The 20,713-nt window shown below is 73.5% G+C and carries 19 protein-coding genes; 14 read left to right on the top strand and 5 right to left on the bottom strand.

The features are described from left to right. From infB to EIO00_RS22785, 12 genes are all read left to right on the top strand, one after another. The coding region (gene infB / locus EIO00_RS22840) for a translation initiation factor IF-2 (RefSeq protein WP_140182296.1) at positions 1–2,007 on the top strand (2,007 nt) is incomplete at its 5' end. 208 nt (positions 2,008–2,215) lie between these two features. Next, complete coding sequence (locus EIO00_RS22835; protein WP_175596314.1) at positions 2,216–2,521, top strand: DUF503 domain-containing protein; 306 nt, start codon at positions 2,216–2,218, stop codon at positions 2,519–2,521. 72 nt (positions 2,522–2,593) lie between these two features. Further along, positions 2,594–3,067, top strand: a complete 474-nt coding sequence (gene rbfA, locus EIO00_RS22830; RefSeq protein ID WP_140182294.1) for a 30S ribosome-binding factor RbfA — start codon at positions 2,594–2,596, stop codon at positions 3,065–3,067. Positions 3,068–3,155: 88 nt separating this feature from the next. Next, positions 3,156–4,190, top strand: a complete 1,035-nt coding sequence (locus EIO00_RS22825) for a DHH family phosphoesterase (protein WP_140182292.1) — start codon at positions 3,156–3,158, stop codon at positions 4,188–4,190. After that, on the top strand, positions 4,187–5,059 hold the full coding sequence (gene truB, locus EIO00_RS22820) for a tRNA pseudouridine(55) synthase TruB (protein WP_140182290.1): 873 nt from the start codon (positions 4,187–4,189) through the stop codon (positions 5,057–5,059). The genes EIO00_RS22825 and truB overlap by 4 nt, the downstream gene beginning before the upstream one ends. A gap of 175 nt (positions 5,060–5,234) precedes the next feature. Further along, positions 5,235–6,185, top strand: a complete 951-nt coding sequence (locus tag EIO00_RS22815) for a bifunctional riboflavin kinase/FAD synthetase (protein WP_140182288.1) — start codon at positions 5,235–5,237, stop codon at positions 6,183–6,185. A 180-nt stretch (positions 6,186–6,365) separates the two neighbouring features. Next, the gene (gene rpsO / locus EIO00_RS22810; RefSeq protein WP_140182286.1) at positions 6,366–6,635 is read left to right on the top strand and encodes a 30S ribosomal protein S15; all 270 of its coding nucleotides are present in this window, start codon (positions 6,366–6,368) and stop codon (positions 6,633–6,635) included. A gap of 264 nt (positions 6,636–6,899) precedes the next feature. After that, positions 6,900–9,197 carry a polyribonucleotide nucleotidyltransferase gene (locus EIO00_RS22805; RefSeq protein ID WP_140182284.1) on the top strand — a complete coding sequence of 766 codons (2,298 nt, stop codon included), beginning with the start codon at positions 6,900–6,902 and terminating at the stop codon, positions 9,195–9,197. Between the two features lie 98 nt (positions 9,198–9,295). Next, positions 9,296–10,621 carry a M16 family metallopeptidase gene (locus EIO00_RS22800; RefSeq protein ID WP_241661542.1) on the top strand — a complete coding sequence of 442 codons (1,326 nt, stop codon included), beginning with the start codon at positions 9,296–9,298 and terminating at the stop codon, positions 10,619–10,621. A gap of 172 nt (positions 10,622–10,793) precedes the next feature. Further along, a complete protein-coding gene (locus EIO00_RS22795; protein ID WP_140182280.1) occupies positions 10,794–11,168 on the top strand; it encodes a phage holin family protein in 375 nt (124 codons plus the stop codon). A gap of 76 nt (positions 11,169–11,244) precedes the next feature. Further along, the gene (gene dapB, locus EIO00_RS22790; RefSeq protein ID WP_175596313.1) at positions 11,245–11,985 is read left to right on the top strand and encodes a 4-hydroxy-tetrahydrodipicolinate reductase; all 741 of its coding nucleotides are present in this window, start codon (positions 11,245–11,247) and stop codon (positions 11,983–11,985) included. After that, positions 11,982–12,578 carry a transglutaminase-like domain-containing protein gene (locus tag EIO00_RS22785; protein ID WP_206664239.1) on the top strand — a complete coding sequence of 199 codons (597 nt, stop codon included), beginning with the start codon at positions 11,982–11,984 and terminating at the stop codon, positions 12,576–12,578. Before dapB ends, EIO00_RS22785 begins: the two co-directional genes overlap by 4 nt. Positions 12,579–12,680: 102 nt before the next feature. Here the strand turns inward: EIO00_RS22785 and modA are convergent, their stop codons facing one another. After that, the gene (modA, locus tag EIO00_RS22780) at positions 12,681–13,436 is read right to left on the bottom strand and encodes a molybdate ABC transporter substrate-binding protein (protein ID WP_140182276.1); all 756 of its coding nucleotides are present in this window, start codon (positions 13,434–13,436) and stop codon (positions 12,681–12,683) included. A gap of 100 nt (positions 13,437–13,536) precedes the next feature. Here modA and EIO00_RS22775 point away from each other — a divergent pair, with 100 nt between their 5' ends. Then, positions 13,537–14,217, top strand: a complete 681-nt coding sequence (locus EIO00_RS22775; protein WP_140182274.1) for a uracil-DNA glycosylase — start codon at positions 13,537–13,539, stop codon at positions 14,215–14,217. Positions 14,218–14,502: 285 nt separating this feature from the next. Here EIO00_RS22775 and EIO00_RS22770 read toward each other — a convergent pair whose 3' ends face one another. From EIO00_RS22770 to EIO00_RS22755, 4 genes are all read right to left on the bottom strand, one after another. After that, complete coding sequence (locus EIO00_RS22770; RefSeq protein ID WP_140182271.1) at positions 14,503–15,369, bottom strand: 1,4-dihydroxy-2-naphthoate polyprenyltransferase; 867 nt, start codon at positions 15,367–15,369, stop codon at positions 14,503–14,505. Positions 15,370–15,373: 4 nt separating this feature from the next. Next, on the bottom strand, positions 15,374–17,077 hold the full coding sequence (locus tag EIO00_RS22765; RefSeq protein ID WP_140182269.1) for an MFS transporter: 1,704 nt from the start codon (positions 17,075–17,077) through the stop codon (positions 15,374–15,376). 673 nt (positions 17,078–17,750) lie between these two features. Further along, the gene (locus tag EIO00_RS22760; protein ID WP_140182267.1) at positions 17,751–18,299 is read right to left on the bottom strand and encodes a GNAT family N-acetyltransferase; all 549 of its coding nucleotides are present in this window, start codon (positions 18,297–18,299) and stop codon (positions 17,751–17,753) included. An 18-nt stretch (positions 18,300–18,317) separates the two neighbouring features. Next, positions 18,318–19,718, bottom strand: coding sequence for an aminotransferase-like domain-containing protein (locus EIO00_RS22755; protein ID WP_241661543.1), 1,401 nt, complete (start codon positions 19,716–19,718; stop codon positions 18,318–18,320). A 16-nt stretch (positions 19,719–19,734) separates the two neighbouring features. Here EIO00_RS22755 and EIO00_RS22750 point away from each other — a divergent pair. After that, the coding region (locus EIO00_RS22750) for a DMT family transporter (RefSeq protein ID WP_140182263.1) at positions 19,735–20,713 on the top strand (979 nt) is incomplete at its 3' end.

Here is a 20,713-nt window from a genome sequence, read left to right as displayed (position 1 = left end):
TTCGGCGGTCCGCGTCCCGGTGGCGGCGGCGGTCGGCCGGGCGGCGGCTTCGGCGGTCCGCGCTCCGGCGGCGGTCGCGGCCGCGGCGGCACGGCGGGCGCGTTCGGACGTCCCGGCGGTCCGCCTCGGCGCGGTCGCAAGTCCAAGAAGCAGCGGCGCCAAGAGTTCGACAACATGCAGGCGCCGACCATCGGCGGCATCCAGGCGCCGCGCGGCAACGGCCAGACCATCCGGCTGCCGCAGGGGGCCTCGCTGACCGACTTCGCCGAGAAGATCGGCGCCAACCCGGCGTCGCTGGTGCAGATCATGCTGCACCTCGGCAAGATGGTCACCGCGACCCAGTCGGTGAGCGAGGAGGACCTCATCGAGCTCGGGCTGCACCTGGACTTCGACGTCAAGGTGGTCTCGCCCGAGGACGAGGACCGCGAGCTGCTGGAGTCGTTCGACATCGAGTTCGGCGAGGACCTCGGCGGCGAGGAGGACCTGGTCGTCCGGCCGCCCGTGGTGACCGTGATGGGTCACGTCGACCACGGCAAGACCAAGCTGCTGGACGCGATCCGCAACGCCAACGTGGCCTCCGGCGAGGCCGGCGGGATCACCCAGCACATCGGCGCCTATCAGGTGCAGACCGAGGTCGACGGCGAGCAGCGCAAGATCACCTTCATCGACACCCCGGGACACGAGGCGTTCACCGCCATGCGGGCCCGCGGTGCCGACACCACCGACCTGGTGGTGCTGGTGGTCGCCGCGGACGACGGGGTCAAGCCGCAGACCACCGAGGCGATCGACCACGCCACGGCGGCCGGGGTGCCGATCGTGGTGGCGGTCAACAAGATCGACAAGCCGGAGGCGGACCCGCAGCGGGTGCGCGCCCAGCTCACCGAGTACGGCCTGGTCGCCGAGGAGTACGGCGGACAGACCCTGTTCGTGGACGTGTCCGCCAAGGAGGGCACCAACCTCGACGAGCTGCTCGAGGCGATCATCCTGACCGCCGACGCCGAGCTCGACCTCAAGGCCAACCCGGACATGCCGGCCCAGGGCGTCGCCATCGAGGCGCACCTGGACCGGGGCCGGGGCGCGGTGGCGACCGTGCTGGTGCAGCGCGGCACCCTGCGGGTCGGCGACTCGATCGTCTGCGGTGTGGCGCACGGCCGTGTCCGGGCGATGCTGGACGAGAACGGCAACAACGTCACCGAGGCCGAGCCGTCGCGTCCGGTGCAGGTGCTGGGCCTGACCGCGGTGCCCAGCGCCGGCGACAGCTTCCTGGTCGTCGAGGACGACCGGGTGGCCCGCCAGATCGCCGACAAGCGTGTCGCCCGCAAGCGCAACGCCGAGCTGCTGCGCAGCCGCCGCAGCGTGTCCCTGGACCGCTGGCTCGCCGAGAGCGAGCGCCAGGAGCTGCTGCTCATCCTCAAGGGCGACGTGTCCGGCTCGGTGGAGGCCCTCGAGGAATCGCTGATGAAGATCGACGTCGGCGAGGAGGTCCGCCTGCGGGTCATCCGCCGCGGCGTCGGCGCGATCACGCAGGACGACGTCAACCTGGCGGTGGCCTCCGACGGCGCGGTGATCATCGGCTTCAACGTGCGGCCGGAGCGCAACGCGCAGGAGCTGGCCGACCGCGAGGGCGTGGACATCCGCTACTACTCGGTCATCTACCAGGCGATCGAGGAGGTCGAGGCGGCCCTCAAGGGCATGCTGAAGCCCGAGTACGAGGAGGTCCAGCTCGGCACCGCGGAGATCCGCGCGCTCTTCAAGGTGCCGCGGGTCGGCAACGTGGCCGGGTGCATGGTGCAGAGCGGCGTCATCAAGCGGGGCGCCAAGGCCCGCCTGATCCGCCAGGGGACCGTGGTCGCCAACGACCTGTCCATCGCGTCGCTGCGCCGCGAGAAGGACGACGTCGGCGAGGTCCGCGAGGGCTTCGAGTGCGGTATCGGTCTCGGGTACCAGGACATCAAGGTCGACGATGTCATCGAGTGCTTCGAGATGCGGGAGAAGCCGCGGACGTGAGCAGGGCTGAGCGGGGCCGCCGAAGCCGGTCGACGACCGGCGAACCCCGGTGGCCCCGCTCGCCGTGCCGCGCATGAGGCGACCTTCCCGGACCTTCGGGGCGGGCGCCTCGCTCCGCGTGCCTCCTGGCGCCGGTCTCGGGCCCGTCGTTCACGGGCCCCGCGTCTCGCGTCCCCGCCGCCCGGCGGGACTGTTGACAACCGAGGTGATGAACCAGGTGTACGTGGGTGCGTTGACGCTCGATCTGCTGCTCGGCGACGTGCGGTCGCTGAAGCAGAAGCGGTCGGTGGTGCGGCCGATCGTGGCCGAGGTCCGCAGGCGGTTCCCGGCCGTGGCGGTCGCCGAGACCGGGGCGAGCGATCTGCACCGGCGCGCCGAGATCGGCGTCGCGGTGGTGTCCGGCACCGCCGGCAACTGCATGGAGGTTCTGGACGCCTGTGAACGGCTGGTGGCCGGCCGGCCCGAGATCGAGATGATCTCGGCGCGGCGCAGGCTGTACGGCGAGGACGACTGATCGCACGGCGGGCCTTCGCCCGGGATGCGGTCGGTCGTTCTCCGGCAACGGCGAAGACGAGGACGGACGAAGATGGTTGACCCGGCTCGGGCGCGCAAGCTCGCCGACCGTATCCAGCAGATCGTGGCCGAGACGCTGGAACGCCGTATCAAGGACCCCCGGCTCGGGTTCGTCACGGTGACCGACGCCAAGGTCACCGGTGATCTGCGGGACGCCACCGTGTACTACACGGTCTACGGCTCCGCGGCCGAGCGCGCCGACACCGCGGCGGCGCTGGAGAGCGCCAAGGGAATCCTCCGCTCGGAGGTCGGACGGCGCACCGGGCTTCGGCACACTCCCACGCTGACGTTCGAGTTCGACGAGGTGATAGACAACGCCCGGCAGATCGACGAGCTGCTGGCGCGGGCCCGGGCGCACGACGAGCAGGTGGCCCGGGCCGCCGAGAAGGCCACGCCCGCCGGGGAGGCCAATCCCTATCGCTTCGGTGAGGAGGAGGTCGAAAGTCCCGCCGGCGTCGAGGGGGACGAGGGACACTCGACAGCGTGAACGACCCGACGGCGCCGAGCGCGCCGTCGGCCGCACCAGGCGGTGCACGCGGCCGGGCCCCGGACCGGCCGCAGGGAGCGTGAGAGACATGGTGATGCCCGCCGTGAACGAGCGGACCCGTGCCACGGCCCCCCAGGAGGCGCTGTGGAGACGCGCGGTGCGGCTGATCGAGGAGGCCGAGGAGGTCTGGCTGGTCTGCCATGTGCTGCCGGACGGGGACGCGCTCGGTTCGATGCTCGCCTTCGGTCAGGCGTTGCGGTCGCTCGGCAAGCGCTGCGGGGCCTCCTTCGGCGATCCCTTCACCGTTCCCTACACGCTGCGCTTCCTCCCCGGCCAGGAGCTGCTGGTCGAGCCCGGCCGGGTGCCGAAGGCCCCGGAGCTGATGATCGCGTTCGACGCCGCGTCGCTGGACCGGCTGGGCTCGCTGGCCGGGACGGCCGAACGCGCGGCGCAGCTGATCGTGGTGGACCACCACGCCACCTACTCCGGCTTCGGCACGGTTCCGCTGGTCGACCCCTCCGCCGCCGCCACCGCGGTGCTGGCCGAGGAGCTGATCGGCCGGCTCGGCGTCCCGCTGACCCGGGACATCGCGCTCGGCCTGTACGCCGGGCTGGCCAGCGACACCGGCTCGTTCAAGTACGGCTCCACCACCCCGGAGGTGCACGACCTGGCCGGCCGGCTGCTGGCGGCCGGGGTCCGGCCGGACGCGGTGGGTCGCGAGCTGTGGGACCGGGCGTCGTTCGGCTACCTGCGAGTCCTGGGCGGGGCGCTGGACCGCGCCAGGTTCGAGCCGGACGCGGTCGGCGGGCTGGGCATGGTGTGGACCACCATCAGCCGGGCCGACCGGGCCGCCGAGGACGTCCGCTTCGATCAGCTCGAAGGCGTGATCGACCAGCTGCGCCGCACCGATGAGGCGGAGGTCGCGGTGGTCTGCAAGGAGACCGACGACGGCCGCTGGTACGTCTCCACCCGCTCCAAGGGGCGGGTGGACGTGGGCCGGGCCTGCGTGGAGCTCGGCGGCGGCGGACACCGCCTGGCCGCCGCCTACACCTGTGACTGCGCGCCGACCACCGCGATCGAGCGGTTGCGCGCCCTGCTCGCCGCCAGAAGGGACGCCAAGTGACCTCAGGTCTGGTCATCGTGGACAAACCGGCCGAGTGGACCTCGCATGACGTGGTCGCCCGGATGCGCCGGCTGGCCGGCACCCGCAAGGTCGGGCACGCCGGCACGCTGGACCCGATGGCCACCGGGGTGCTGGTCGTCGGGGTCGGCAAGGCCACCCGGCTGCTGGGGCATCTGGCGCTGACCGAGAAGACCTACCGCGCCACGATCCGGCTGGGACAGTCCACCGACACCGACGACGCCGAGGGCGAGATCACCGCCACCGCCTCGGCGGCGGGGGTGACCGACGCCGACCTGCGCGCCGCGATCGAGACGCTGACCGGCGAGATCATGCAGGTCCCGCCGCAGGTCAGCGCGATCAAGGTGAACGGGCGGCGGGCCTACAGGATGGCCCGCAAGGGCGAGGACGTGGAACTGGCGGCCCGCCCCGTCACCGTCCGGGAGTTCACCGTCGAGGACGTCCGCCGCGAGGGCGAGCTGGTCGACGTCGACGCCGTCGTCACCTGCTCGTCGGGCACCTACATCCGGGCGCTGGCCCGCGACCTGGGCGCCGCGCTCGGCACCGGCGGTCATCTGACCGCGCTGCGCCGCACCAGGGTGGGCCCCTACGGGCTGGAGCGGGCCCGCACCCTGGACCAGCTCGCCGAGCGCCTGGAGATCCTGCCGATCGGCGACGCCGTCGCCGCCGCCTTCCCCCGCCGGGAGGTGACCGCCGAGCAGGCCCGGCGGGTCGTCCACGGCGGGCGGCTGCCGGCGGCCGGGCTGGGGCCCGGCCCGGTCGGCGTGTTCGCCCCCGACGGCACGCTGCTGGCCCTGGTGGAGGAGCGCGGCGGCGTCGCCCGTCCGCTGGCGGTCTTCGCCGGGGAGTGAGCCCTCTCCCCGCGCGGCCGTGCCCGGGGACACGGGCCCCGGGCCGTGCGGACGCGCCGGGCGCGGACCGCCGCGGAGCGGCGAGTGAGTGCGAACACGCCCCCGCGGTGCGGAGCGCGCCGCCGGGACGTGGCAGTCTTGTCAGGACGGCTCACGGGTCCTACTCAGGGAGAGCATGGTGCTTCGCTGGCACGGCCTCGACGAGGTTCCCGCCGACTGGGGCAGGTCGGTGGTCACCATCGGTGTCTTCGACGGTGTGCATCGCGGGCACCAGCGGATCGTCGGGGAGGCCGCCCGGCTGGCCCGCGAGCGCGGGCTGCGGTCGGTGGTGATCACTTTCGACCCCCATCCCGACGAGGTGGTGCGGCCGGGCACCCACCCGCCGTTGCTGACCTCCACCTCCCGGCGCGCCGAGCTGCTCGGCGAGCTGGGCACCGACGTGGTGATCCTGCTGCCGTTCACGGTCGGGCTGTCCCGGATGAGCCCCGATGAGTTCGTGCAGTCGGTGCTGGTGGAGCGGCTGCACGCGGCGCACGTGATCGTCGGGGAGGACTTCCGGTTCGGGCACAGGGCCAAGGGCGACGTGGCCCTGCTGCAGGAGCTGGGCGACAAGTACGACTTCACCGCCCAGGGCATGCCGCTGGTGGCCGACGGCGACACGATCTCCTCCACCTACATCCGCGGCCGGCTGGCGGCCGGCGACGTGGCGGCCGCCGCCGAGGCGCTGGGCCGTCCGCACCGGGTGGAGGGCGTGGTGGTGCGCGGTCATCAGCGGGGCCGCGCGCTCGGCTTCCCCACCGCCAACCTGGAGACCCCGCCGCGGATGGCCGTCCCCGCCGACGGGGTGTACGCCGGGTACCTGCTGTGCGACTCCGACCGGTATCCGGCCTGCCGCTGGCCCGCCGCCATCTCCATCGGCACCAACCCCACCTTCGAGGGCGAGGGGCGGCGCACCGTCGAGGCGTACGCGCTGGACCGGGACGATCTGGACCTGTACGGCGAGCACGTGGCGGTGGACTTCACCGAGCGCATCCGCGACACGCTGAAGTTCGACTCGGTCGACGCCCTGGTCGAGGAGATGCATCGGGACGTCGCCCGCGCCCGCGAGCTGACCCGGGAGGGCTGACACCGGCACGCAGCGTCACCGCGGTGACGGCGCGGACGTTGTAGCGTGATACCGTGGAGGACCGCCGGTCCATCCGGCCTGCCCGTCGTGCCCTCAAGCGGCGGGCGTGTTCGAAACGTGCCATGCGGACCCGTGTCCTGATCCGGGATCTGCGGGTGACGACTACCGTGAAGGAGCCTCGTGTCGCTCGACGCCGCCACCAAGCAGAAAATCATCGCCGAGTACGCGACCCATGAGGGTGACACCGGATCCCCGGAGGTCCAGGTCGCGCTGCTGACCCAGCGGATCAACGACCTGACCGAGCACCTGAAGGTGCACAAGCACGACCACCACAGCCGGCGCGGCCTGCTGCTGCTGGTCGGGCGTCGGCGTCGGCTGCTGAAGTACCTCGCCGACAGGGACATCAACCGTTACCGGCAGCTGATCGAGCGCCTCGGTCTGCGCCGCTAGGACGGTGGGGGAGTGGCCCGAACGGGGCCACTCCCTCTCACATATGGCGTGTACATCGGGTACATATCGCCATAGGACAACTGAAACGACGGACGACCCGCGATCAGAACGCAGCCAGCATGTGGCGCGGCCGGTCCTCGGTAGTGGCCTCCGGATGACGTCCGATCCGTGGGCTTCGATCGAAGACCGGCAGCAGCGAAACCACGGGGCTCGTTCGCGGGCGAACACTGCTAACGAAGGAGTACCCCTGTGGAACCCGTGCGCATGGATGGGGCACAGACCGCTGAGGCCGTCATCGACAACGGCTCATTCGGCACCCGTACCGTTCGCTTCGAGACCGGCCGGCTGGCCCGCCAGGCCACCGGCTCGGCCGTGGTGTACCTCGACGACGAGACCATGGTGCTCTCGGCCACCACGGCCTCCAAGAAGCCCAAGGAGGGCCTGGACTTCTTCCCGCTGACGGTGGACGTGGAGGAGCGGATGTACGCGGCCGGGCGGATTCCCGGCTCGTTCTTCCGCCGCGAGGGACGCCCCAGCGAGGACGCCATCTTGACCTGCCGGCTCATCGACCGGCCGCTGCGCCCGTCCTTCGCCAAGGGCCTGCGCAACGAGATCCAGATCGTCGCGACGGTGCTGGCGCTGCACCCCGACCACCTCTACGACGTGGTCGCCATCAACGCCGCCTCGATGTCCACCCTGCTGTCGGGGGTGCCGTTCTCCGGCCCGATCGGCGGGGTGCGGGTCGGCCTGATCGACGGGCAGTGGGTGGCCTTCCCGACCCACAGCGAGCTGGAGCGGGCCACCTTCGACATGGTGGTGGCCGGCCGGACGCTGGAGAACGGCGACGTCGCGATCATGATGGTGGAGGCCGAGTCCACCCGGGAGACCCTGCGGCTGGTGGCCGAGGGCGCGCCGGCGCCGACCGAGGAGCGGGTGGCCGAGGGCCTGGAGGCGGCCAAGCCGTTCATCCGGGTGCTGTGCGACGCGCAGCGGGAACTGGCCGCGGTGGCCGCCAAGCCCACCGTGGAGTTCCCGATCTTCCTGGACTACACCGAGGAGATGCTGCAGGCGGTCTCCGACGCCGTCTCCGAGGAGCTGTCGCAGGCGCTCACCATCGTCGGCAAGCAGGAGCGCGAGGCCAGGCTCGAGGAGCTGCGCGCGATCACCGTCGAGAAGCTGCTGCCGGAGTTCGAGGACCGCGAGAAGGAGCTCTCGGCGGCGTTCCGGGCGGTCACCAAGAAGCTGATCCGCGAGCGGATCATCCGCGACGGGGTGCGCATCGACGGCCGGGGCGTCAAGGACATCCGGCAGCTGACCGCCGAGGCGCACGTGGTGCCGCGGGTGCACGGGTCGGCGCTGTTCGAGCGGGGCGAGACCCAGATCCTGGGGGTGACCACCCTGAACATGCTCCGGATGGAGCAGATGATCGACACCCTCAACCCCGAGCGCACCAAGCGCTACATGCACAACTACAACTTCCCGCCGTACTCCACGGGGGAGACCGGCCGGGTCGGCTCGCCCAAGCGGCGGGAGATCGGGCACGGTGCGCTGGCGGAGCGGGCGCTGATCCCGGTGCTGCCCTCGCGCGAGGAGTTCCCGTACGCGATCCGGCAGGTGTCGGAGGCGATCGGCTCCAACGGCTCCACCTCGATGGGCTCGGTGTGCGCGTCCACCATGTCGCTGCTGGACGCGGGCGTGCCGCTGAAGGCGATGGTGGCCGGCATCGCCATGGGCCTGATCTACGAGGACGGCAAGTACGTCACGCTGACCGACATCCTCGGCGCCGAGGACGCCTTCGGCGACATGGACTTCAAGGTCGCCGGCACCCGTGACCTGATCACCGCGCTGCAGCTGGACACCAAGCTGGACGGCATCCCCGCCGAGGTGCTGGCCGCCGCGCTCAAGCAGGCCAAGGCGGCCCGGCTGGCGATCCTGGACGTGATGGCCGAGGCGATCTCCGAGCCGGCCGAGCTGAGCCCGTACGCGCCGCGGATCATCACCATCAAGGTCCCGGTCGACAAGATCGGCGAGGTGATCGGCCCCAAGGGCAAGATGATCAACTCGATCCAGGACGACACCGGCGCCGACATCACCATCGAGGACGACGGCACCATCTACGTCGGGGCGGTGGACGGCCCCTCGGCGGAGGCGGCCAGGCAGGCGATCAACCAGATCGCCAACCCGCACATGCCCGAGGTCGGCGAGCGGTACCTGGGCACCGTCGTGAAGCTCACCACGTTCGGCGCGTTCGTGTCGCTGCTGCCCGGCAAGGATGGACTGCTGCACATCTCGCAGATCCGCAAGCTGCACGGCGGCGCCCGGATCGAGAACCTCGAGGACTACATCAAGGTCGGCGACAAGATCCAGGTGGAGATCACCGAGATCGACGCGCGCGGCAAGCTGTCGCTGGTGCCGGTCGAGGTGATCGAGCGCGAGCAGGCCCAGCAGGCCGAGCAGGCCGAGTCGTCGGGCGGCGGCGGGGAGGACGAGGAGCCCGCCGAGCGGCCCAGGCCGCGCCGCCGCCGCACGCGCGGCCGTTCCGGCGGACAGCGCAACACCTGATCCGCATGACGCGTCCGACGGCCGACCGGCGCGCCCCAGGGCGCGCCGGTCGGCCGTCGCATGATCCCGCTCATCGAGACGACGAAGGGGAGCACGGCGTGACGCTGTCGGCGAGGGCGCAGGAGCCCGGAACCACCCACACGGTCCACCCCGGCGAGGACGGCGCGGGCGTCGTCCGGCGCACCGTGCTGCCGGGAGGACTGCGGATCATCACCGAGACCATGCCGACGGTCCGATCGGCGGCGTTCGGGATCTGGGTGGGCGTGGGCTCCCGGGACGAGGACGCGGCCGACGCCGGAGCCTCCCACTATCTGGAGCACACCCTGTTCAAGGGGACCCGCCGGCGGTCGGCGCTGGAGATCTCCGCGGCGCTGGACGCGGTCGGCGGGGACCTGAACGCCTTCACCGCCAAGGAGTACACCTGCTTCTACGCGCGGGTGCTCGACAGCGATCTGCCGCTGGCGGTGGACGTGGTCTGCGACATGGTGCTCGATTCGCTCAACCGGCCCGAGGACGTGGAGGCCGAGCGCGGGGTGATCCTGGAGGAGATCGCCATGCGCGACGACGACCCCGGCGACCTGGTGCACGACGAGTTCTCGCTGGCGCTGTACGGGGACGCGCCGCTGGGCCGGCCGATCCTGGGCACCGTCGAGACGATCAACGCGCTGTCCCGGGACGTGATCGACCGCTACTACCGCGAGCACTACCGCGTCCCCAACCTGGTGGTGTCGGTGGCCGGCAACATCGACCACGACGAGGTGGTGCGCCGGGTCGGCGAGGCGTTCGCCGGGCGGCTGGACGGCGACGAGCCGCCGGCCCCGCCGCGGATCGGCGGCGAGGGCGTGCCGGGCCGGCCCGGCGTCCGCGTGATCGACAAGGACACCGAGCAGGCCAATTTGGTGCTCGGCGGGGTGGGGGTGTCCCGCACCGACGACCGCCGGTGGGCGCTCGGCGTCGTGAACGCCGTTCTCGGCGGGGGCATGTCGTCCCGGCTGTTCCAGGAGGTCCGGGAGAAGCGCGGGCTGGCCTACTCGGTCTACAGCTACACCGCCCAGTACGCCGACACCGGCACGTTCGGGGTGTACGCCGGGTGCCAGCCCGGCAAGGTCGACGAGGTGCTGTCGATCTGCCGCGACGAGGTCGCCAGGCTCGCCGAGCACGGTCTGGACGAGGAGGAGCTGGAGCGCGGCAAGGGTCAGCTGCGCGGATCGATGGTGCTGGGGCTGGAGGACACCGGCTCGCGGATGAGCCGGATCGGCAAGAGCGAGCTGGTCTATGACTCGCTGCTGTCGATCGACGAGGTGCTGGCGAAGATCGAGGCGGTCACCCTCGACGACGTGCGCGAGGTGGCCCGCGACGTGCTCGGCCGGGTCGGCACCCTCACCGTGATCGGGCCGTTCGGGGACCGGGAGTTCACCCTCTGAGGCGACCGGGCCCCTCTGACCGCGAGCGGGCCTGTTCGACCGCGACCGGCCCGCGACGAGAAGGCCGCGCCGCAGGCCGGCCGGGGGAACGGACGGGGGTCGCAGGACCCCGCCCCGGGGCTTCCACGGGAAGATCGGTTGGCAGAGGCAAAGAATCGGGTAGGAGACGCCCATGTACGTGCTGATTCGGGTGCTGAGCACCGCAGTGGCGCTGTGGGTGGCGACGGCCCTGGTCGACGGGGTGGACGTGACGGCCGGCGGCGGAGTGGAGAAGGCCGCCACGCTGCTGGTCGTCGCCGTGATCGTCGGTTTGATCAACGTGCTGATCAAGCCGGTGGTCAAGGTGCTCGGCTGTGCGTTCTACGTGCTGACGCTGGGGCTGTTCGCGCTGGTGGTGAACGCGGCGCTGCTGATGCTGGCGAGCTGGATCGCCGGGGAGCTGAAGCTGCCGTTCCACGTGGAGTGGTTCTGGCCGGCGTTCTGGGGGGCGATCATCGTCGGGGTGGTGAGCTGGCTGCTGACCTGGCTCTTGGAGGATTCGGACTGAGCGCGGGCGGCTCCCGTGCTCCCCGTTCGTTGGCGATAGGCTCATGCGTCGCACCGACGAAGCGGAGGAGCGAGACGTGATCAAGGTTGGGGTGCTGGGCGCGCGCGGCCGGATGGGGTCCGAGGTGTGCCGGGCCGTCGAGGGCGCCGAGGACCTGGAGCTGGTCGCCGCCGTCGACCAGGGCGACGCGCGGGAGGCGCTGACCGCCGCCGACGTCGTCGTGGACTTCACCCACCCGGACGCGGTCATGGACAACCTGCGCTGGTGCATCGAGCGGGGACTGCACGCCGTCGTGGGCACCAGCGGGTTCGGGCCCGAGCGGCTCGAGCAGGTGCGCCGGTGGCAGGGGGAGCACCCGCGGGGCAACGTGTTGATCGGCCCGAACTTCGGGATCGGCGCGGTGCTGATGATGGACTTCGCCCGGCGGGCGGCCCCGTTCTTCGAGTCGGTCGAGATCGTCGAGCAGCACCATCCGAACAAGGCCGACGCTCCCAGCGGCACCGCCTACCGCACCGCCGAGCTGGTCGCCGAGGCCCGCGCCAAGGCCGGGACGGGTCCCTCCCCGGACGCCACCGCCTCCGAGCTCCCCGGGGCGCGCGGCGCCGAGGTGGAGGGCGTGCGCGTGCACGCGGTCCGGCTGGCGGGGCTGGTCGCCCACCAGGAGGTGCTGCTGGGCGGACACGGCGAGGTCCTCACCATCCGGCACGACTCGCTTGATCGGAAGTCGTTCATGCCGGGCGTGCTGCTGGCCGTGCGCCGGGTGGCGGACCTGCCGGACCGTCTCACCGTCGGCATCGAGTCCCTGCTGGGCCTGTGACGCCGCTGAAGCTCGCCGCCGAGCCGTGGGAGTACCTGGGCTCGGACGAGGCCATCGACGTCGAGCACGAGCAGATCGTGGCGACCGCCGCGGGCATGCGCACCGGCGACGACGTGACGTTCGCGCGCACGGCGTTCGAGTTCGTCCGCGACGAGATCGCCCACTCGCTGGACGCCCGCGACCGCCGGGTCACCTGGCGCGCCTCCGACGTGCTGCGCACCCGCACCGGTCTGTGCTTCGCCAAGGCGCACCTGCTGGTGGCGCTGCTGCGGGCCGGGGGAGTGGAGGCGGGCCTGTGCTACCAGCGGCTGTCCGACGACGCCGGAGGGTTCGTGCTGCACGGGCTGGCCGCCGTCCTGCTGGAGGACCACTGGGTGCGGCTGGACCCGCGCGGCAACAGGCCCGGCGTCGAGGTGGAGTTCTCCGCCACGGAGGACCGGCTGGCCTACCGGGTGCGGCCGGAGCTGGGCGAGGTCGACTATCTGACCGTCTACCCCTCTCCGCACCCGACGGTCCTGCGCGCCCTGCGGTCCCACGACGACTGCATCGCGATGTGCGAGCAGGGCGGCCTGCCCTCGTCCCTGGAGGAGTGACCCCCTCCGGCGGGCCCCGACGGCCCTCGACGGGCTCTGACGGGCTCTGAGGGCCGCGGGCGGGGCCCGGGTCCGGATGCGCCGGCGAGCGGCTCGGGGAGCTCAGGGGAGGGCGAAACCGTGCCGGTGCAGGATCTCCCGGGCCGGGGCGGTCGTCAGCCACTCCACGAACGCCTCGGCGGCCTCCGGATGACCGCTCGCGCGGACGGGGGCGGCCGGATACTCGACGGTGACGTTCTGATCGGCGGGGATCGGGACGCTCCCGGCGGCGACGCCCGCCGTGCGCAGGTCGGTGATGTAGACCAGGCCCGCGTCCGCCTCACCGGTCCGGATCTTGGTGAGCACCGCCCGTGAGCCGATCTCCTCCGACGCGGTCCGCACCGTCACCCCCTCCTTGGCGAGGACGCTCCGGGCGTACCGGCCCACCGGGGTCAGCGGCGCGCCGAGCACCACCCGCAGCCCGGGCCGGGCCAGGTCGGCGATGCCGCGGATGCCCTGGGGGTTGCCGGGGGCCACGGCGATCGTCAGCGAGGTCCGCGCGATCACCCGGGCGTCGCCGAGCAGCTCGGCCACGTCCTCCATGGCCGCGCGGTCCCCGGTGATCAGCACATCGGCCTCCGGCCGGTCCTCCAGGCGCTCCACCAGGTCCAACGAGGCGCTGAGCACCGGCCGTATCCGCACCCCCCTCTCGCGCTCGTAGCCGGAGGCCAGCTCGGCGAACGCCTCGGTCAGCGAGGAGGAGGCGAACACCGTCAGCCGCACGGGCCCGGACGGCTCTCCGCACGCCGCGGTCGACAGGAGCGCGGGAAGGAGGGCGGCGGACGCGACGAGGCGCCGCAACAGGGGGCGAAGGGCCATATGGGGTGATCTTAGGGACGCTCGCGCGTTCCTTCCGCGTTTGTCGGCGCGGCCCACTAGGGTCCTGGGGTGTCGGACGACTTTCCGGAGGCCGAAGACCATGTCCCTGGACCTGTTGGAACTGCTGCCCGGCGACTGGCGCGAGCGGATGGAGCCGCGGCTGGACCCGCTGGCCACGGCGGCGCTCGGCGCGTTCGTGGCCGGGGAGTACGAGCGGGAGACGGTCTATCCGGCACGGGAGGACCTGTTCAACGCGTTCCGGCTGTGCTCCTATGAGCGCGCCCGGGTGCTGATCCTGGGGCAGGACCCCTACCACGGGCCCGGGCAGGCCCATGGACTGAGCTTCAGCGTCCGTGAGGGCGTCCGGCTGCCTCCCTCGCTCCGCAACATCTTCAAGGAGCTGGAGGCCGACCTGGGCGTTCCGCCAGCCGAGAGCGGCGATCTGACGCGGTGGGCCGCCCAGGGCGTGCTGTTGTTGAACGCGGTGCTGACCGTCCGGGCGGGCCAGGCGGGCTCCCACGCCGGCAAGGGATGGGAGGAGTTCACCGACGCCGCCATCGCCGCGCTCAACGACAAGGACGAGCGGGTGGTGTTCGTGCTGTGGGGGGCCTACGCCCGCAAGAAGGCCCGTCTGGTGACCAACCCCGCCCACGTGGTGATCGAGTCGGCGCACCCGAGCCCGCTCAGCGCCAAGAAGTTCTTCGGCAGCCGCCCGTTCAGCGCCGTCAACAAGGCCCTCGCCGACGCCGGCCTCCCCGAGATCGACTGGCGGCTGGGCTGACCGTGCGGGCCGGGGCGGCGCTCCGCAGCGCCGGATCCGGCGCCGCCTCGGCGGGTCGCCCGCCGGCGGAACGGGAAGCGGCGGCCGTCCCGGGCGGCCATGGGCGTCGTACGGGGGGCGTCGTACGGGCGGTGCGGCGGTGCCGCCCGCCGGGGCCGCCGACGATGAGGCGCCGGCGGCCGGGCCGCCGTGAGGTCCGTCGCGAGGTCCGCCTGACGCCGCCGGGCGCGGTCCGGACGGGTGACCGCCCCGCCGTTTCGGGCGGCCGCCGGGCCCGCCCAGGGCTCACAGGGCGAGTCCGACGGCCAGCAGGGTCCCGTAGACGATCTGCAGGCGGCCGGTCTCGCCGAGGACCGGGATCAGCTCGGCCCCCTTGGCGCCCTGCATCACCTTCTGGACGGGCGGCAGGGACAGTGGCGCGGCCGCCATGGTGAGCAGCACCCACGGATGCGGCGCCGACAGCGCCAGCGCGATCGGGAACGGCAGCGAGGCGCAGGCCGAGTACAGGATCCGGGTGAGCGGCCCGCCGAGCACCACCGCCAGGGTCCGCTTGCCGGATTCGGTGTCGGTCGGGAGGTCCCGCAGGTTGTTGGCGACCAGCAGCGCGCAGGCCAGCAGCCCGACCGGGACGGCCGCCGCCCACGCCTCCCACGGCACGCCCTCGAGCTGGACGTAGACGGTGCCGACCACGGCCACCAGGCCGAAGAACACGAACACCGAGACCTCGCCCAGCGCCCGGTAGCCGTACGGGATCGGGCCGCCGGTGTAGAACCAGGCCGCCGCGATCGCGGCCGCCCCCACCAGCAGCAGCCACCAGGTGGTCACGGCCGCCAGCGCCAGCCCGGCGACCGCGGCGACGGCGAAGCAGCCCAGCGCGGCGGCCAGCACCTGCCCGGGCCTGGCGGCTCCGGAGCCGACCAGCCGCATCGGGCCGACCCGCTCATCGTCGGTGCCGCGGACGCCGTCGCTGTAGTCGTTGGAGTAGTTCACCCCGATCTGCAGCGCCAGGGCCACCACCGCGGCGAGGGCGGCGCGCCACCAGACGGCCTGGCCCTCGCCGACGGCCACCCCGGTGCCGACGATGACCGGGACGAGCGAGGCGGGAAGGGTTCGGGGACGGGATCCGGCGATCCACTGGGACGCTGTCGCCACCGGGTCAAACCTCGATCTTCTGCGTCGTCATGGGTGCTGATTCTTCCGGAACGGACGGACCGGGGCGCAGCCGCATCCCCGCCGCCAGGCCGAGCGCCAGGACGGCCGCGGTGGCCAGCACGGCCTGCCGGGCGGCGGCGGCCAGGCCGTGCTCCGCCGCCTGCGCCGCGGCCCGCATGCCGGGCGTCCGCTCCAGCTCGCGGGCGTGGGTGCCGGCGCTGTCGCGCAGCTCCTGCACGACGGCGGCCTGCCGCTCGGGCGACAGCGACGTGCCGGCCAGCCGGTGGGCCGTCTCCCGGCCCAGGCCGGCGGCGAACACCGCCCCGACGATCGCGATGCCCAGCGCCGCGCCCACCTGACGCGAGGTCGACTGGATGCCGGAGGCCTGTCCGGCCCGCCCGGGCGGGACCTCGGCCAGGCACACGCTGGTGAGCTGTGCGGAGGCCAGCCCCAGCCCCACACCGTAGAGCAGCATCCACGGGGCCAGGTCCCGGCCGCCGGCGGCCGCATCGAGCGTCCATCCCAGGCCCAGCACCGCGCCGACCTCCATCGCCAGGCCCAGCCGGACGACCCGATGCGGGCCGATCCGTTCGGTCAGCCGTCCGGCGAAGGGGCCGGCCAGGAACGCTCCGAGGGCCAACGGCAGCACCGCCAGGCTGATCTGCAGCGGGTCGTCGCCGTGCACGCCCGCCAGGAACAGCGGCAGCACGAACAGCAGCCCCAGTTCGCCCACGCTGATCAGCGCGGCGACGGCGTTCCCGCGCCGGAAGCCCGCGATCCGCAGCAGCGCCGGGTCCAGCATCACCGGGCGTCCGGCCGCGCTGCGCGTCCGCTCCACCACGGCCAGGGCGACCAGCAGCGCCGCGGCCAGCGCGAGCAGCAGCGGAACCGGCGACAGGCCCCGCGGCCAGCCGGGGAGGTCGAGGGATGAGGGCCGCAGCGCCGTCCACCAGCCGTAGTAGGGACCCTCGATGAGCCCGCAGACCAGCGCGCCCAGGCCCAACGTCGCCAGCGCCGCGCCGGGGGCGTCGACGCCGCGTTCGGCGGGCTGCCGGGTCTCCGGCACCAGCGTCAGCGCCCCGGCGATCAACGCCAGGCCCAACGGCAGGTTGATCGCGAACGCCCAGCGCCAGCCCAGCGAGGCCGCCAGCGCCCCGCCGAGCAGCGGGCCGAGCGCGGCCATGCCGCCGATCAGCGATCCCCAGATCCCGAACGCCACGGCCCGCTCCCGGCCGGTGAAGATCGCGTTCACGGTGGCCAGCGTGGCCGGCATGATCAGTGAGGCGCCCAGTCCCTGCAGGGCGCGGGCGGCGATCAGCAGGGCGGCGTCGCCGGCCGCCGCGGCCAGCAGGCTCGCCGCCGTGAAGATCGCGGTGCCCAGCACGAACGTCCGGCGCCGCCCCGCCAGGTCGCCCGCCCTGCCGCAGGGGATCAGCAGCGCGGCGAAGACCAGCGAGTAGATCGAGGTGGTCCACTCGGCCTGGTCTGTGGTGGCCCCCAGCCCCTCGACGATCTGCGGGAGCAGGACGCCGACGATGGTGGCGTCCACCACGATCAGGGAGACGCCCAGGCTCATCACCACCAGCGCCAGGCGGCGCCGGCGTCTGGAGGCGGTGCCGTCCGCGGCGGGGGAGGGGGCGGTGACGGTCGCGGCGACGCTCAATCGATCATCCTGGCTCGGGCGAGGGCTGACGTGCGCCTCAAACATAACCGCAGGGGCGGCGGGCCCTGTCCGGACCCCTCCCGCAGGCCGCCGCCTCGGGCGCCCTCCTCGCCCGCCGAAGGGATGGTCCGGTTCCGCCGGGAAGCGCGGCGGGCGGCCGCGCGCCCGGCGCGTGACGGTCCGGGCACCGGGCCCGGTCGCGGGCGAGGGGTCCCTCCCCGCCGGCCGACGGGGAGGGACCGCGGCGCCCCGGCGGGCGGTGCCGGTCGGCGGCGGCGCCGGTGGCACCGGTGGATGCGGACGGCGCCGCTCCAGACGGTGNACCGGTGGATGCGGACGGCGCCGCTCCAGACGGTGATCGAGCGGTGCCGCGGGAGGCGGCGCGGAAAAGGTCACGCGGGCGTGCACCCGGCCCTTGTGCTCCTCGTGGCCGCGGCGCCTGCGGGAGACCGTCAGCGCGATGCCGCACCGGTCGCGGCGGCCCCCGGCCGCTCTCAGGGGCGCGGCGGTCCTTGTGAGCGGTCCTCGGGAAAGGCGACCTTGACGTGCGGCCGGTCGGCCCGGCGGATGATCTCCGGGGCCGTGGAGTCCCTCCGGATGTCGGGATTCCGGCCCCCTTGCCGGGACCGGCGGGGGCGGGGGGTCATTCTCTGAGGGAGCCGTCGAGGGAACGAGCGGCCCCGTTCGACGACGCTCGGAGGTGTTCGAGCAGGTCGATTCAGGAGATTTGCCGGGATATGTCAGTGTGCATGCGGATCATGGGCACCGGCCGGCCCATGTCCAGCTCGCGCCGAGCCCCGTCCGGGGCCCAGCCCGCCGACTCCAGAAAGCGGCGCATCACCCGATCGCCGGCGAACACCCAGCACACCACCGTGGCGAACCCGTCCTCCCGGAGCAGGTCGGCGCAGGCGGCCAGCAGCCGGCTGCCGTGTCCGGCCCCGGTGTGCGGCGGATCGACCAGCAACGTCACCACTTCGGCGGTGGACGCCGGATCCAGATCGGGGTCCTCGGCGGGCGCGATCGCGGCGAAGCCCACCACCAGCTGCGACGACACCGCCACCAGCAGACGATGCCGTGCGCTCGGCGGGGCGACGGCCGCCTCCAGCCAGCGCTCCCGCCACACCGCCACCGCGTCCGGCGCCGTCACCCGGGCCAGCGCCTCGGCCGGCAGCAGATCGCGGTAACCCTCCCGCCAGGCGCGGACCTGGATGTCGGTGATCGCCGCGGCATCCGCCCGCCGGGCGGGTCGCACGCCGACGTCAGCCATGAGCCGCCCCCTTCGTGATCACCGACGTGCGTCCAGGCTATAGCCCTCCAGCGCCCGGGCGAGCCTGCGGACGCCCTCGGCGAGCTCGGCGACGGAGGCCACCCTGGAGTAGCCGATCCGCAGGTGGGCCCCGTCCGGTTCGGCGGGGAAGTAGGGCCGCCCGGCGTTGACCGCCACGCCCTCGCGCAGCGCCGCGTCGGCCAGCGCGACGTCGTCCACCCCCTCCGGGAGCCGGACCCACAGATGCTGCCCGCCCCGGGGGAGCTCGAACGCCAGATCGGGCAGCTCCCGGGCGAGCGCGGCGGCCACCGCGTCCCGGCGCTCGCGCAGCGCGACGCGGACCGCCCGCCGGTGCCGCTCCCACGCCGGCGAGCTGACCAGCTCCAGCGCCGTCTCCTGCAGGTGCCGGGACGGGAAGAAGGAGTCCACCACCTGCAGGGCGCGCAGCCGTTCGGCGACCGGGCCGCGCGCGATCAGCGCCCCGATCCGCAGACTGGGCGCGACGACCTTGGTCAGCGAGGAGATGTGCACCACCCGTCCGTCGGGGTCGTCGCCGACCAGCGGCGGGGGAGCGGGGTCGATCGCCAGGTGCCGTGCGAAGTCGTCCTCGATCACGAACGCCCCGGCGGCCCGCGCCACCGAGAGCACCTGTTCGCGCCGCTCGGGGGTGAGGACCGTCCCGGTCGGGTTGTGGAACGTCGGCTGACAGTAGAACGCCCGCGCGCCCGTCATCGCGAACGCGTCCGCCAGCAGGTCGGGCCGCACCCCCGAGCCGTCCACCGGCACCGGGACCGTGTGCAGGCCCGCCGCCCGCGCCACCGACAACACCCCCTGGTAGGTCGGCGACTCCACCAGCAGCGGGGCGCCGGGCGGCAGCACGGCGCGCAGCGCGATGCCGATCGCCTGCTGCCCGCCGCCGGTGACCAGCACGTCGGCCGGGGCGACCTCGCCGCCGACGGTCCGGGCGAACCACGCCCGCAGCCCGTCGATCCCGGCCGGCGGGGGACGGTCCCAGGCGTCCGGGCGACGCGCCGCGCGGGCCGCCGCGGCCGCCAGCGCCCGCAGCGGCTGCAGGGACGCGGGCAGATAACCGCCGCCCATCGCGATCACCCCTTCCGAGGGAGGGGTGAGCAGCGCGGCGACCCCGCCCGGATCCACCGCGCGGTCGCCCAGCGCCACCGCCTGCCAACCGTGATCGACCGGCCTTCGCGGCCGCGCGGCGCGGGCGCGTTCGGCCACGAACGTGCCGCTGCCCGGCCGGGTGACCACCAGGCCCTCGGCGGCCAGCCGCGCCAGCGCCCGCGACACGGTCACCGGGCTCACGCCCAACCGGGCCACCAGCGCCCGGCTGGACGGCAGCCGGTCCCCGGGCCGCCGCCGGACCGCCTCGGCCCGCAGCAGATCGGCCACGGCGGCGATACTGCTATCCTTTTGCATGAGAGATGACAGTAGCGCTACTGCCCTCCGATCGATAGCGCTGGGCGGCGTCCTGGCCGCCCTCGGCGTGCTGGCCTTCTCCTTCTCGCTGCCCGGCACCGCGCTCGCCCTGGACGGACTGGACCCGTACCTCATCGGCGTCGGACGGGCCGCCGCGGCCGCCCTGCTCTCCGCCGCCGCACTGGCCGCGGCGGCGGCGGCGCGTCCGCCGTCCCGGCGGCACGTCCCCGGCCTGCTGGCGGTCGGTCTCGGCGTCGCCCTGGGGTTCCCGGTGCTGTCCACCCTCGCCCTCCATGCGGGCGCCTCCGTCGCCCACGGCGGGGTGGTGATCGGGCTGCTGCCCGCCGTCACCGCCGTCTTCGCCGCGGTGCGCGCGGGCGAACGCCCCTCCCCGGCGTTCTGGCTCGGCGGGATCCTGGGCGCGCTGGTGATCACCGCGTTCACCGTGGCCGAGGGCGGCGGCGCGATCACCGCGGCCGACCTGCTGCTGCTCGGGGCGTTGGGGGTCTGCGGATACGGCTACGCCGAGGGCGGACGGCTGGCCCGCCACATGCCCGGCTGGCAGGTCATCTCCTGGGCGCTGGTGCTCATCGCGCCGATCACCGTCCCGGCGACGCTCGTGCTGCTGGCCGTCACCCGGCCGGTGTGGACGGCCGAGGCGGTGATCGGCTTCGGCTATGTGTCGGTGGTCTCGATGTACCTGGGCTTCTTCGCCTGGTACGCGGGCATGGCCCGGCTCGGCATCGCCAAGGCCGGCCAGTTCCAGCTCGCCCAGCCGATCCTCACCCTGATCTGGTCCGCGCTGCTGCTCGGCGAGCGTCTCGCCCCCGCCACCTGGGGAGCCGCGGCCGCCGTCGTGGCCTGTGTCGCCTGGACCCAGCGGGCCCGCGTCCGCACCGCCGTCCCGGCCGCACCGCCGCCCCGGCCGGCCGCCGGCGACCGGCTCCATCGGGCGGCTGGCCGGGCGCCCGCCGCCC

Source organism: Thermomonospora catenispora (assembly GCF_006363815.1).
GTDB classification, from domain to species: Bacteria; Actinomycetota; Actinomycetes; order Streptosporangiales; family Streptosporangiaceae; genus Thermomonospora; species Thermomonospora catenispora.
The sequence above is the reverse complement of the archived record's forward strand: the minus strand, read 5'-3'. Positions and strand labels throughout refer to the sequence as shown.